Origin of the sequence: Fluoribacter dumoffii NY 23, assembly GCF_000236165.1 — a bacterium.
Classification (GTDB): Bacteria; Pseudomonadota; Gammaproteobacteria; order Legionellales; family Legionellaceae; genus Legionella; species Legionella dumoffii.
In genome coordinates this window covers 461,430-474,293 of the sequence record NZ_CM001373.1, presented here as the reverse complement: position 1 = coordinate 474,293, position 12,864 = coordinate 461,430, and the positions used below count along the sequence as shown (strand labels likewise).

Genomic DNA, 12,864 nt, shown 5'->3' with positions numbered 1-12,864 from the left:
AAGGTGTCGGGGGTTCGAGTCCCTCCGAGCGCGCCATTTAATCGATTTAAAATCAAATAGTTAACTCATAATTTTTAAATTAACCTACTGCCCTAATTTCACACTGTGGGGATTTTGTGGGGATAGTGTGGGTTCCACCTTGTTTTACTCTCAGAATAGTAAGCTCTTTACTTTCTCGTCGGCTTTGAATAATTAAATTCGCAGCCTCCAATAAATTGCTCAACTCAGCTTGAGAATAATGAGTAGTAATTCTGCCAGAGCGATGCCCCAACAGATCCTGTCTATCCTCATAACTTACACCAGCTGCTCGAAGCCTTCTTCCAAAAGTGTGTTTTAAATCATGGACTCTCAGATCACTAAGATTTGCTTTTTTACGCGCATTTCGCCAAGCAGTGTTGTTCATGCGTGTAATTGGCTTTCCATTGTAAGAAAACACAAACTCAGAGTGAATACCTCTAACCTCCTCAATAACTGCTTTCGCTTCATCATTTAGGATAACCAGCCGATCTTCCCCATTTTTTACCAACTGTCTTAATTCACCATCCCTATTAATATGGCTAGGGATAATGAAAACGCTCGTATTTAAACTTGGAACACGTTTTTCCCATTCCCAACGTAATTGACATACTTCTTGCTCTCGGCATCCTGTATTAACTTTAAAACGTGCCATTTGATTTAAATGAACTGGCAACGCTTCTAAGAACCTTGATTGCTCTGACCAAGATAAAGGAAATGGTGCTCGTGCATCCTTAACTGGCAATAATTTAATCTTAGGAGCAACCAGAAGCCACGTTAAACTATTCTCATCAATCCACTCAGTTGCAGCAACGTTTAAAATATGCCGAACTAACTCCAGTGTATTATTAATTGACTTCGTTTTAAGTTTCGCTTCCTGTTTTGCTTTTATAAATGATTGCAATGTTCCTATATGCACTTGCTCCAAGGTCAAATCACCAATAAACGGGCAAATAGACTTTAGGAGTATTGCATCGGTATCAATGCTGGCTTTATGTTGATTTTCGTTTAAAAATCGCACCGCAGCTTCTTTAAAACTGCGTTTTGGCCTTACTCCATAAATCGTTGCCTGTCTAATCTCTTCGATCCGCCTGGCTAGGTATTGCTCCGCTTCCTGGAGCGACTTTGTGCCAGTGCTTTCTCGAATGCGATGTCCAAGGACTTGCTTTTCGATATGCCAAACTTGGCCTCTTTTAAATAGTCCTGTTGTTTGTTTACGTCCCATGGCTTTGTACTCCTTTGCTCTTTGCCGCCTGGACGCCCACTACACTGCTTATATTGATCTACCCAAGCATCCAGGTCAAGTCGATCAAACGCCACGCCTTGTTTGCCTATAGGAATTTCTATAAGATGAGGTCTTACGAAAGTATTAAATCGATTTCTGTCCATACCAATATACTTAGGGACATCTTTCAAACGAATAAGTCGAGGTAGTAAAGCGATAGTAGACATATTAAAAACCAAAAAACACGATTTGTTGTTTTATTTAAACATATCGTGTTATTTGGTTCAATTGTTTTTCTTTAATTTTTTGAAAAATAATTTATTTGGAATACCTACTATTCATCATTGTCCCACTGTAATGCAAACTCGTGTAACTTATTTTGCAATACCGCTTTACTAATTAATTTGGTTTCATACTCTGCAATTAACGTTGGAGAAGCATGTCTATTCATCGCATATTGAACAACCTCCTCATCCTTCGTTTTGCAAATTAATATACCAATCGTTGGATTTTCATGTGCTTTTTTTATGTTTTTATCCAATACTTCTAAATAAAATTGTAATTGTCCTAAATGCGAAGGACTAAATTCGGTGCACTTTAATTCTATTGCAATCATACAGTTAAGCGCGCGATGAAAAAGCAATAAATCCACACGAAAATCTTTCATTCCTACTTGCAAAGGGTATTCCTCTCCCATCAAACTAAAATCTGGACCAAGTTCAAGTAGAAATTTTTTTAGGTTTGCGACCAAGGCTCGTCTTAAATCTTTTTCTTTGTGATCATCAGGTAAATTTAAAAACTCAAAAACATAACTGTCTTTAAACCTCCCCTTGCTATCAGGTAATTCTGTCAGCACTGCTGACAGTTTTTGATCGGCAAGCACTGTTCTTTCAAATGTTCCGACGTTTATTAACCTTGAGAAATCACGCTCAGAATAATGATGTTTGGCAGCTAAACGCAGATAAAACTCTTTTTCTTCCATAGACTTTGTTTTAGACAAAATGTGCAAATGATTTGTCCACGTAATTTCTGTCAGCACTGCCGACAGTTCTGTATTCTCATGATAAGTCTCATAAAATTGCTTCATTCTCCATATATTACGCGCTGAAAACCCCTTAATTGTTGGTAGCTCTATTGATATATAGTCCGCTAGCTCTTCTACAATACGCTTGCCCCAACCATCATGTGTTATTTTATTAGATACATATTGTCCGATAGACCAATATAACTGAATAAGAGTTTTATTGACTTGTAGCCAAACTCTGGATTTAGCCTCAGTAATCATTTGATGCACTTTAGCAAAGTCTGCCTGGTTATTTCCTTTTAATTCTTTGGCCACTTATAAAATTCCTAAAAAATTATTAAATTGACATACTTAATACATCTGTTGGATGAGAGAACAAGCTACCCTCACAAACTACTTTCGCACCATGCTTTTCATATAATCGATTTAAACTAGGCTTTAGCGTATCTAGCAAAATCAAATCCGAACCTACCGCCGTGGCTAATCGTTTTGCTTCTTCAATAATCTGTTTGCCAAACCCTAGTCCTCGATAATTTTTATCTACATAGACATACATTAGTTCACGTGCACTTAACCCACGTGGGTTAGGAAATTCATGTTCTAATAGAGCAAACATTGCTACAGGCTGTCCTGCATAAGTACCAATATAGACATCACGGCTCAGTGTATGCATCACGCCTTCCCGATATTCAACCCCTTTGTTTCGTATGTATCCCCATTCATCTTCAGCCCATTTGGCTGCAAGGGGGATATATTCCATACAATCACTTAATCGAGTAAAAGTAAGTCTGTGCTTTGCTAAAGCGGAACTAAACAACATCATAAATACCTCATTTTTAATAGACTAAAGCAGATTCCAAACGTATCAATTTTCTTCGGCCTTGTTCACAAATCATTATGGAGCCTAATCCTATGATTGCCCCAAACATATAATACCAAGCAGGTGAAATAAAATTATTGGTTGTATTTACCAGCCACATCATCACTATAGGTGTTGTACCGCCAAACAATGAAATACCTACATTAAAAGCAACTCCAAACCCACTATAACGATATTGATGAGGAAATAGAGAAACCATATAGGCATTGAGTGGTGCGTAAGTAATAGCAATCAAAATAGACATGAAAACTAATCCCATAGCGATCAAAACTACGTTTCCGGTGGCAAGTAGAATAAAAATGGGAATACTCAAAAGCAACATGCCCACCATACCCAATCGAACTACTTTTAATAGCCCGATTTTGTCTGCTAACAAAGCAGTAAATGGTTCAAGTGTGGCATCAACTGCTAAAGCTATGGTGATAATTAATGTTGCTAAACCAAGTGAAATATGAAAATAACTATGCAGGTATGTAGCAGTAAACACATAGGTTCCGAAAGTCATGATACTCACCAACCATGCTATCCCTATAATACCAGCTACTGCCAGAGGCGCTTCTTTTAGCGCCGCCAGAAAAGGCAAGCGTCGTTTCTCATATTGAGCAATATGTGCATACTCAGGTGTTTCAGTAACATGAGTTCGTAAATAAAAAATTAAAATGCCCGCAATCAAAGCCAATCCAAAACCGATTCGCCATCCCCAGTCTGGCATAAATGAAGCCGTAAAGAATGAAGCTGCCAGGCCAGCCATTATCAAACCAGCACTGTAAGCTGAGCTGGTTAAACAACCATAAAATGCTTTGTTTTCAGGCTTAGCATGTTCAACAAGAAAAATAGCAGATCCAGTAAATTCACTACTTGCGACAAAACCTTGAATAACCCTTAACAAAGTAATAAGAAGAGGGGCTGCAATTCCAATATATTGGTAAGAAGGAACAACGCTTATTAGAGCTGTAGGAATAGCCATAGCTAGAATACTGAGAGTTAAAGCACGTTTTCTTCCGAACTGATCACCAATATAGCCAAAAAATAGTGAACCTATTGGGGCTAATAAGTAACCAACAGCAAATACACCAAAAGCACTTAAAAGCGAAGCAAATTGATTGTCGTTAGGAAAATAAGTCGCTGCAATAATTGGCGCGAAATAGCCAAACAGCGCAAAGTCATACCATTGTAATGCAGTGCCAGAAACGCCAGCGAATAATGCTTTACTCGAAGAGGATATGTTCATCAGCAACTCCTATGCTCAACAAGTTATTAATACCCATTTGGTCACACTTAAAAATTTGCCAATCTAATAAAGCGACCCCACCAATTTTTTTATAAAAATGCCTGGCTTCTCGGTTATTTCGAGATACCCACCACTCTATTCTTGAACAGTCATGAGCAGTTGCTTTACATGCAACATACTTGAATAAAGCACATCCAACTCCTTGACGCCTATACTTAGGAGAAACATATAAATTCTCAATATAAATTCCCCGCGTTACATTGACGCAAATGTTATTTTGGGTGTAATTAAACATCACCAAGCCACAAATTTCTTCTTCCACCAAAGCTACACCGATGAAATGGTTAGGCTCATCACAAAAAAGAAGTTCACCAAGCTGTGATTCCGTTATTTTAATTTTATCCAGAATGTTCTCATACTTTGCCAGCTCCAGGATTATTGCATAAATTTGATTCAAATGCTCGAATTTTGCTTGAATTATTGTCACCATAGGATATCTTAATAAGGGTTGTAAATAATGTGATCATAAACTATGAACAAGGATATAGTACTCATTCCTGGAGCATTGGCAACTCCAAAGCTCTGGAAGCAACAAGAACTTTTTCTTCAGCGGGACAAGCAATTAAGGTACGTTGATGTGCTTGACAGCGATTCGATTGAAGAAATAGCTAATCGTTTCATTCCACATGCCCCTAAAAAATTTACTTTAATTGGATTTTCGATGGGCGGTTATGTTGCCCTTGAATTGTACCGGCATATTCCCAATAGTATAGAGAAACTTGTTTTAATTAATTCTGCGGCCAAATCAGTATCTGAAAAGGGGCGATTAGAACGTGAGCGCTCGCTTGATTTAATGAGTAAAGGAAAATTTGATTTTTTAATCAAACTCATCTTTAAAAATTCAATTTTTGATAAACAAAAGCACAATGAACTATTGCCTCTAGCCCAAGAAATGGCAATGGAAGTTGGGGTCGAGAATTATAAAAATCAACTCAACGCCATTTTAAATAAACCAGATCATTCAACTTTATTACCTTCAATTGAATGCCCGACACTGTTAATAGTCAGTAAGGAGGATAATGTCATGCCTCCTGAGCGTTCAGAGCATATGGCAAAGAATATAAAACATTCCAAACTCATTTATATTGAGCAATGTGGTCACATGGCTATGTTGGAGCAACCGGAAAAAATGAACCAAATATTAAATGATTGGCTGTAAGTAGTACTGCTGTTACAGGTATAGCAATGCATAGTGTTGATGAAGATGGAACTATTTGTGTTAACTTAAATGATTATAATGAGTTATCAGACTCAATTCGGTTTCGTGCTAAAATTGATCACTTAACTGAGAAATTAAATTGCCCAAAAGAAATATCTAATTTTTCTATTTCAATGCTTTTTCACGGCGGTCAACGGTATTACATTTCAAATCTATATCTTTGGGCTATTCCGTATAGAACTGAAGGATTGTATCGTGGAGATGTTGATCATGACCGCAGCATTTATAATGGCAAAGAGTTTTTTATTCAGCGAGATATAAAGTATGATGCAATGCAGATTCCCATTATTCAAATATTGGAAGACCGTTACAGATTAAGCACCACATTCGCTATGATTCGTCAATGCGATGAATGTGATTTAATTGTAGAGGCTTATCATTCTGAAAAAATAGCAGATCCCCAAAAGCTTTACTACCAAGTCAGAGATCCGTTTGAACAATTTATATGCCTTTTTCTTGATGCGATGTTGCCTGAAATAAAAACGGCTCTACCAAATCAAAAATGGTTAGCGCTGTTTAATGATCAAGAGTTCAGAAACAATGTAATTATGCGAAAAGCAGTTAAAAAAACACTATCCCAACTCACGCCAAGAGAACTGCAATGCTTAACTATGATTTCCAAGGGCATGACTATAAAAAAAATCTCTGAATACCTCCATCTATCCAGTGAAACAGTAAATACCCATGCCAAATCAATACGAACTAAAATGAACTGCGCTAATATTACCGAAGCAGTCTCAAAAGCATTTCGTTTAGGACTATTATCGTAAAATACCCAAATTTGGGGATAGGATATCTTGCTGAACATTTTATACTCCACCATGTTGTCATAATATTTACACGGAGTTTTAACATGGGATGTATTGTTGAATTTAACGATGGCTTTCGATTTAATTTTGCTCAAAACAAATGTAAACAAAAACTATGGATTGAAGTTTTGCTGCGATTTAGTAAATCAAATATTGAACATTTAGCTTATGTTCTTGATTTACCAGTTGAAACATTAGTCCACGTTTATAAAGGAAACCTCTATCTGGAGGAAGAGGATGCTAGCCGTTTAGGACAATTGTTCTTAGTAATGTTTTGCGACTAAAAACGATCCTAACAACTCTATTTACAAAGATATAACTTTTATCATTTATGATTTAATTCGCTATCGGGATGTCGTCTCAATCTCCAACCGATTGAGTGCTGCACCCCAAGCACACACCAAACACACACCAAACACTTAGTAAAAATTATCACGCAACTGTGGTAAAATCTTAGTTCATTTTAAAATAGCTTGTGCTCACCCTAAAGATATCATCTTATTCATAATAGGGCATAATTGCTTTTAAGTCTCAACGTTTTTCAGATGAGAAAATCGCTATGAAACAAGAACACCAACTGATTTATGAGTTAGAGATTTCTCTTTTAAATCCGCAAACAAGAAGATCGATTACACAACTAAAGCTACTAATTGCTGATGAATTCATCGAGTATGGAGCTTCTGGTTTAATTTACAATAAGCATGACCTGCTTGATTCTCTTCCTGAAGAAGAACCAAAAAGCTATTTGGTTAATAATTTTTCAGTTTTAGAGCTATCATCCGAATACATATTGGCAACTTATAAGGTTACTGTCGCCTCAAAAAGTTCTTTGCGTTCTTCGCTCTGGCAATACAAACACAATCGTTGGCAAATGGTATTTCATCAAGGAACGCCTTGCCACGAGGATGCATTTTAATTTTATAGGTATTATGATGATAACAATAGCTTACCTGAAACAATACTCAGACTGTATTCCAACGCTTGCTAAGATTTGGCATGAAGTTTTAGGTAAAATCTGGATGCCAGAAATTGGAATTGAAGAAATTGAATCTTTGTATTATGAAGAGCTGAACCAAGATATGCCTTTTACTTATATTGCGCTATATGACGAAATTCCTGTAGGTTCTTGTACTTTGCAATTAAACGAAGATGTTAGGCCAGATTTAGGACCTTGGATTGGTGATTTAGCGGTCGATCCAAAATATCAAAAACAGGGAATCGGAAAAATGTTAGTTAATGCTGCAGTAGAGAAAGCAAAAGAACTTGGCTTTGAAAAACTTTACTTGTTTGCTCTTGATCCTACCATCCCTGAGTATTATAGGTATCTTGGTTGGAAAGAAATCAGTATGGATGAATTTAAATCTCATCCTGTAACGGTGATGGAGATCAGTTTATGAAGATAAAAAGGTAATGCAAGAAGACTGGGAACTATGGAAATCATTTCGATTAGAATCACTAAAAAATTCGCCTGAGATTTTTGGCTCTTCTTATGAAGAGGAAGTGCTTATGTCCGATGCTGACTTTCAAAATGGATTAAGTAAAGAGTATGTATTGGGCGTCTTTGCTGATGGCTGATGATACCTAAAGCACTTAAAATTAATGATACCTTCTATGACGAATATTTAATGATATTGGATTTCAATGAGGAACCTATGAAAAAACTAGATACTTATCAGAGCCTTTGTACGGAAGTATATGATTTAAGTAAACCTAATGCACCACAAGATGAATACTCATTCTATCAAAGCTATGCTGCAGAGGCTAATGGCTTGATTTTAGAACCTATGTGCGGCACCGGTCGATTTTTACTACCTTTGGCTGCAGAAGGATTTGACGTTCATGGCTTTGATGCAAGTCAGCCAATGCTAGAGCGACTGCATGCAAAAGCTACTAGTAAAAACATTAAGCCAAAAGTCTGGCATGGTTTTATTGAAAATTTAAATCAATCCGATAAATATTCTTTAATTTTTATACCTTGTGGTTCATTCGGTCTCATCACAAAAAAGGCGGATATTCAAAAAGCCTTAAAAACCATTTTTGCGCACTTGGAAGATAAAGGACTATTTGTATTTGAAATAGAAACACTTCAAGCAGTTCCTAAAGAATTAGGTATATGGAGAGGCTCAAGATGGCCTAAAGAAGATGGAACGCTTATAGTACTCAGCCAATTAGCCATGCTTGATAATGAAGTATGTTACTCTGTTGGCAAATACGAATTGGTTGATAACAACCGTGTAGTGCAAACAGAGGTTGAGGAATACAAAATTCGCATTTATCAAGATACTTCTTTCTTACTTAATTTGCTTACTGAGATTGGTTTTAGTGAGGTACGAATGGTTAAAGCTTTTGATCGACTGGCGTCGCCTGAAGAAGCAGATGAAAGCATTGTTTTTGAATGCAGAAAATAATTGAGGTGATGAATGAAAACACAAGAAATACCTAAAGAATATCAACACACTTCACCAGCAGGAGCTGAAGTTCGATTGCTGATGAATAATCATTTAGGTGGAATGGCTCACTGTACTTTGAAGGCAGGAACAATTTCCAAAGCAGTTCGTCATAAAACTGTATCTGAATTTTGGCATGTCCTTTCTGGTGAGGGTGCAATTTGGCGTAAGTTGAACGATGAAGAGAGTATTACTCCTCTAACACCTGGAATCAGCATCGATATTCCCTTGGGAATACATTTTCAATATCGAAGTGATGCAGTAGATTTGGTGTTTATTTGCGTTACTATGCCACCTTGGTCAGGAAGTGATGAGGCAAGTTATGTGGATCATGGTGCCTGGCCTCCTACAGTGGAATAAATTAAATGACTTTAAAATTATCGTTTTTAGAAAATCCAAATTCTGATGATGTTCAAATATTAATGAATGGGATTAAGGAGTACGCCAAACAACAAAGAGGCTTCGAATCCTTAGATTTCTTTGCATGCTTTATTCGTGATGCAGACAATAGCATTATTGGTGGTTGTAGTGGTGGAACCCTCTATGGAGGTCTTCATATCGATAATCTTTGGGTGAGTGAGTCCATCAGACATCAAGGATGGGGAACAAAGCTCATGCAAGCGGCATTAAGGTATGGCAATGAAAAAGCTTGTGCTTTTGCAACAGTCAACACCATGGATTGGGAAGCAATAGAATTTTATAAAAAATTAGGATTTAAACTTGAGTTTGAGCGGCACGGGTTTCAAAAAAAATCTATTTTTTATTTTTTGCGCAAAGAATTTCAGGAAACAAGAGATATCGGACTCTTTAATGGTGATTCAGTCTCAAGCTTAAGTCAAAAACCAAAATTGCCTGTATTAGAATCTGTAGTGAGAAAAGAGGTTGTCTCAATAAACAATGCGCCTTATTTTAAGTGGGGACAAGGTTCTGATGGATGGTGGTTAAAAAATGATGGTCAGTTTAGTGTTATTTATGAAACGATGCCTGCAGGAAGTTGCGAGGTAAAGCATTATCATCAGGAAACAGAACAATTTTTTTATTGTTTGCAAGGTCAATTGGTTATTGAGTTTGAAGATTATGAACAGGTGTTACAGGAACAGGAAAGAATGAGAATTAAAATAGGGGTTGCCCATAAAGTCAAAAACTGCTCCAAACATTCGGTTTCTTTTTTGGTAATTTCATCTCCTCGTTTACCCAAAGATAGAGTTAATCTGGAGTCCTAAAGCGTCGGCTAGACTGCTCATCCCCGTACGGCAAAACTGTATTTAAGGAAGGTAATGTGAACATCAAAGAATTAGAATCTGTTTTAAAAGTTGAGATAGCAACATTAGATGATTATCCAACCATCCAAAACATGGCACGATTTTATGTATATGAACTCTCGCGTGACTGTGGTTTTATTTCAGATGATTGGGCTTTGCCTTCCGATGGTCTGTATGAGAGCTTTGACTTTAAAAATTACTTTGAAGAGCCGACAAGAAAAGCCTTTCTGATTAAAGTTGGTAATGAATTGGCAGGTTTTGCTCTATTAAACCAAGAAGGAATTTACCCAGATACTGAGTGGAATATGGGCGAGTTTTTCATTACTGCCAAGTTTCAAGGCAAAGGTCTAGGTTTTTTGGTTTCCTCTGAACTTTGGAAAATGCATCCAGGCTTATGGGAAGTTTCTGTGATTCCCGAAAATAAGCGAGGGCTTAGTTTTTGGCGCAAAACTATTTCAAAAATTACAATGGGCAATTTCCAGGAAGAAATTAAAACAATCAATTATGATCCGCATCAACCGCAACGAGTTATTTTTCATTTTGATAGTACAGCACATGAATGCAGCGAGCCTTTAGAAGGCAAAAAAGAATATCAAATCCAATTTGTTGATGAACTTGATGAAGCTACGGAAAAACGCATGACAAAAGGATTTATTGCCTATGAAACTCAGCATGGTATTGACGTCAATTATCGACGTTTTTCAGTAACCATTTCTTCTGCCCAAGGGGAAGTTTTTGGTGTGATTAATGCCTTTACAGCCTTTTCAGAAATTTATGTGGATGATATTTGGGTAGACAGTACTCAACGTGGTAAAGGGTATGGCAAGCAGTTATTGCATGCTCTAGAACATCATTTCAAAGGCCAGGGCTTTAATAATATCAATTTAGTGACCAGTGCTTTTCAGGCCCCAGAGTTTTATAAGAAATGCGGCTTCATAGCCGAATTTACGAGAATCAATAAAAAAAATCCCAAGTTAAGCAAAACCTTTTTTGTTAAATTTTTTAATGAAGAGTCAGAGACACAAGGAATTCTTAAGGCGGCTCATAGTGAATAGAAGTCAACTAGAAACAATCTGTAAAAAATTAAAGATGAACCAATCTTGTGACTTGCCTCAAAGAGTCTATGGCGGTCTTTTACATAAAATGTGGTATCTGAAGTGCAATGGCTCACAATTTGCTGTAAAACAACTCAATAGCAGCATCCAATTGACTGAAGAAGTTAAATCCCAATATGAATTGACAGAAGAGATCGCCTTCCAATTTTCCCAGCGTACTATTCCCGCAGTTCATGCTTTAAAATTAGAAAATAATTACTTAATCCTTTCAGAAGATGAGGCTTTTCTTGTTTACCCTTGGATAACAGCAAAAGCATTGGATAAAGACGCTACCTCTGAGCCGCATGCACTTAAAATAGCCACTTTCTTGGCTAAAATTCATCACATTAATCTTAATGTTCCCCAGCTGAGCGCTCAAGAATTTGATATTCATCCTAATGAAAAAATTAGTGTGTTAATAGACCAGTCAGCAGGCAAAAACTTGGTGTTTAAGGAGCAATTAAAAAGTAATCACCGAGTAATCATTGAGCTTAACAATCTCTATCAAAAAGCAATACCTATTCTACAAAGTAGCAGTGTAGTAAGCCATGGTGATCTCGATCAGAAGAATGTTCTATGGGATAAAAATGATGCTCCGTTTCTCATCGATTGGGAATCTGCGCGAAAACTTAATCCCACTTATGAAATAATCAATTGTGCTTTTGATTGGAGTGGAATTACTACCCCATTGTTTCATAAATCTTTATTTATAAAAATGCTAAAAATATATGCATCATCTGGATTAACAATAAATCAGGATCATTTAGAATCTGCCTTTTATGGTGTTCTTGGTAATTGGATCAATTGGCTGGTGTATAATATAGAGCGTTCTTTTTGCTCTGATAAAGAGCAACAGGATATTGGTATTGAACAAGTTATTCAAGTTTTGCCTACTATTATTCAAGTCAAAGAGAGTATTAGAGAATTAACTCAATTAGTAACACATGAATTAAGAATAAGCTGTTAACTTTATTCAACTTTGATTACCATATCGCTCGAAATTCACTTAAGTTTCAAGGAATGCTTCATGATGAACATCAACAATAATAAAGCGGCATTAGTGACCGGAGCCAGCCATGGAATTGGTCTTGAACTCGCTAAAATTCTTTTAGGTGACGGCTGGGTTGTCTATGGAACAGGAAGAAATGTGAGCAGCTTAGAGGATACTAAAGCGCTATTTCCTCGTTTTGTTCCAATTCAATCGGATTTTACCCGCAATAGTGATATTGAACAGGTTGCAAAAATTATTAATGAATCTGGAATACCACTTCATCTTTTAGTTCAAAATGCCGGAATGAAAAGCCCTCCACGTCCATTAACTGAATATGATTGTGACAGTATTGATGAAGTGTTTCAGGTTAATTTATTAGCTCCAATGAAACTAACAGCACTTCTTGCGGTACGGATGCCTGAGAAGTCTCGGATTTTATTTGTTACATCAAGAGCAGCCACTTTGAAACTTAAAGAAAGTTCAACATACTGTGCCAGTAAAGCGGGTTTGGATGAAGTAACTGCTATTGTGAGAAAAGAGTTAGCCGAGAAAAATATCGGTGTGTCTTGTGTTATTCCAGGGGAAGTGGATACAAGAATTCAAAAAA

Annotated in this window: 17 protein-coding genes and 1 tRNA gene (1 of these 18 cut by a window edge); 13 read left to right on the top strand and 5 right to left on the bottom strand. The window is 36.8% G+C overall.

Annotated features, from left to right (window positions below; genetic code table 11):
- Positions 1-36: transfer RNA gene (locus tag KYQ_RS19065), tRNA-Arg, on the top strand (it extends 81 nt beyond the left edge of the window).
- Positions 37-79: 43 nt separating this feature from the next.
- On the opposite strand, the gene KYQ_RS02125 is transcribed toward KYQ_RS19065, so the two are convergent.
- The 5 genes from KYQ_RS02125 to KYQ_RS02105 all read right to left on the bottom strand — a co-directional run bounded on the left by KYQ_RS02125 (position 80) and on the right by KYQ_RS02105 (position 4,865).
- Positions 80-1,240 carry a tyrosine-type recombinase/integrase gene (locus KYQ_RS02125; protein ID WP_019349587.1) on the bottom strand — a complete coding sequence of 387 codons (1,161 nt, stop codon included), beginning with the start codon at positions 1,238-1,240 and terminating at the stop codon, positions 80-82.
- 334 nt (positions 1,241-1,574) lie between these two features.
- Complete coding sequence (locus KYQ_RS02120; RefSeq protein WP_019349586.1) at positions 1,575-2,579, bottom strand: PDDEXK nuclease domain-containing protein; 1,005 nt, start codon at positions 2,577-2,579, stop codon at positions 1,575-1,577.
- 22 nt (positions 2,580-2,601) lie between these two features.
- Positions 2,602-3,087 carry a GNAT family N-acetyltransferase gene (locus tag KYQ_RS02115; protein WP_019349585.1) on the bottom strand — a complete coding sequence of 162 codons (486 nt, stop codon included), beginning with the start codon at positions 3,085-3,087 and terminating at the stop codon, positions 2,602-2,604.
- Positions 3,088-3,100: 13 nt separating this feature from the next.
- The gene (locus KYQ_RS02110) at positions 3,101-4,375 is read right to left on the bottom strand and encodes an MFS transporter (protein WP_019349584.1); all 1,275 of its coding nucleotides are present in this window, start codon (positions 4,373-4,375) and stop codon (positions 3,101-3,103) included.
- Complete coding sequence (locus KYQ_RS02105) at positions 4,353-4,865, bottom strand: GNAT family N-acetyltransferase (RefSeq protein WP_019349583.1); 513 nt, start codon at positions 4,863-4,865, stop codon at positions 4,353-4,355. The genes KYQ_RS02110 and KYQ_RS02105 overlap by 23 nt, the downstream gene beginning before the upstream one ends.
- Positions 4,866-4,907: 42 nt before the next feature.
- Here KYQ_RS02105 and KYQ_RS02100 point away from each other — a divergent pair, with 42 nt between their 5' ends.
- The 12 genes from KYQ_RS02100 to KYQ_RS18180 all read left to right on the top strand — a co-directional run.
- A complete protein-coding gene (locus KYQ_RS02100; RefSeq protein WP_019349582.1) occupies positions 4,908-5,594 on the top strand; it encodes an alpha/beta fold hydrolase in 687 nt (228 codons plus the stop codon).
- A 26-nt stretch (positions 5,595-5,620) separates the two neighbouring features.
- A complete protein-coding gene (locus KYQ_RS02095) occupies positions 5,621-6,424 on the top strand; it encodes a helix-turn-helix transcriptional regulator (RefSeq protein WP_019349581.1) in 804 nt (267 codons plus the stop codon).
- 83 nt (positions 6,425-6,507) lie between these two features.
- Positions 6,508-6,747: a hypothetical protein gene (locus tag KYQ_RS02090; protein WP_019349580.1), complete on the top strand. Its 240-nt coding sequence runs from the start codon at positions 6,508-6,510 to the stop codon at positions 6,745-6,747.
- A gap of 275 nt (positions 6,748-7,022) precedes the next feature.
- Positions 7,023-7,379 carry a nuclear transport factor 2 family protein gene (locus tag KYQ_RS02085; RefSeq protein WP_019349579.1) on the top strand — a complete coding sequence of 119 codons (357 nt, stop codon included), beginning with the start codon at positions 7,023-7,025 and terminating at the stop codon, positions 7,377-7,379.
- Positions 7,380-7,395: 16 nt separating this feature from the next.
- Complete coding sequence (locus KYQ_RS02080; protein WP_029488958.1) at positions 7,396-7,860, top strand: GNAT family N-acetyltransferase; 465 nt, start codon at positions 7,396-7,398, stop codon at positions 7,858-7,860.
- Between the two features lie 13 nt (positions 7,861-7,873).
- Positions 7,874-8,038 carry a hypothetical protein gene (locus tag KYQ_RS19060; protein WP_155808112.1) on the top strand — a complete coding sequence of 55 codons (165 nt, stop codon included), beginning with the start codon at positions 7,874-7,876 and terminating at the stop codon, positions 8,036-8,038.
- Positions 8,039-8,115: 77 nt separating this feature from the next.
- A complete protein-coding gene (locus tag KYQ_RS02070) occupies positions 8,116-8,871 on the top strand; it encodes a class I SAM-dependent DNA methyltransferase (protein ID WP_029488957.1) in 756 nt (251 codons plus the stop codon).
- A gap of 12 nt (positions 8,872-8,883) precedes the next feature.
- The gene (locus KYQ_RS02065; protein WP_019349577.1) at positions 8,884-9,270 is read left to right on the top strand and encodes a cupin domain-containing protein; all 387 of its coding nucleotides are present in this window, start codon (positions 8,884-8,886) and stop codon (positions 9,268-9,270) included.
- A 5-nt stretch (positions 9,271-9,275) separates the two neighbouring features.
- Positions 9,276-10,133: a GNAT family N-acetyltransferase gene (locus KYQ_RS02060; RefSeq protein WP_019349576.1), complete on the top strand. Its 858-nt coding sequence runs from the start codon at positions 9,276-9,278 to the stop codon at positions 10,131-10,133.
- Positions 10,134-10,189: 56 nt separating this feature from the next.
- The gene (locus KYQ_RS02055; protein WP_019349575.1) at positions 10,190-11,227 is read left to right on the top strand and encodes a GNAT family N-acetyltransferase; all 1,038 of its coding nucleotides are present in this window, start codon (positions 10,190-10,192) and stop codon (positions 11,225-11,227) included.
- Positions 11,220-12,233 (top strand): aminoglycoside phosphotransferase family protein, encoded by a 1,014-nt coding sequence (locus KYQ_RS02050; RefSeq protein ID WP_019349574.1) that lies wholly within the window; start codon positions 11,220-11,222, stop codon positions 12,231-12,233. Before KYQ_RS02055 ends, KYQ_RS02050 begins: the two co-directional genes overlap by 8 nt.
- A 60-nt stretch (positions 12,234-12,293) precedes the next feature.
- Positions 12,294-12,864 (top strand): SDR family oxidoreductase (locus tag KYQ_RS18180; protein ID WP_231294591.1); only part of this gene is annotated, 571 nt, incomplete at its 3' end.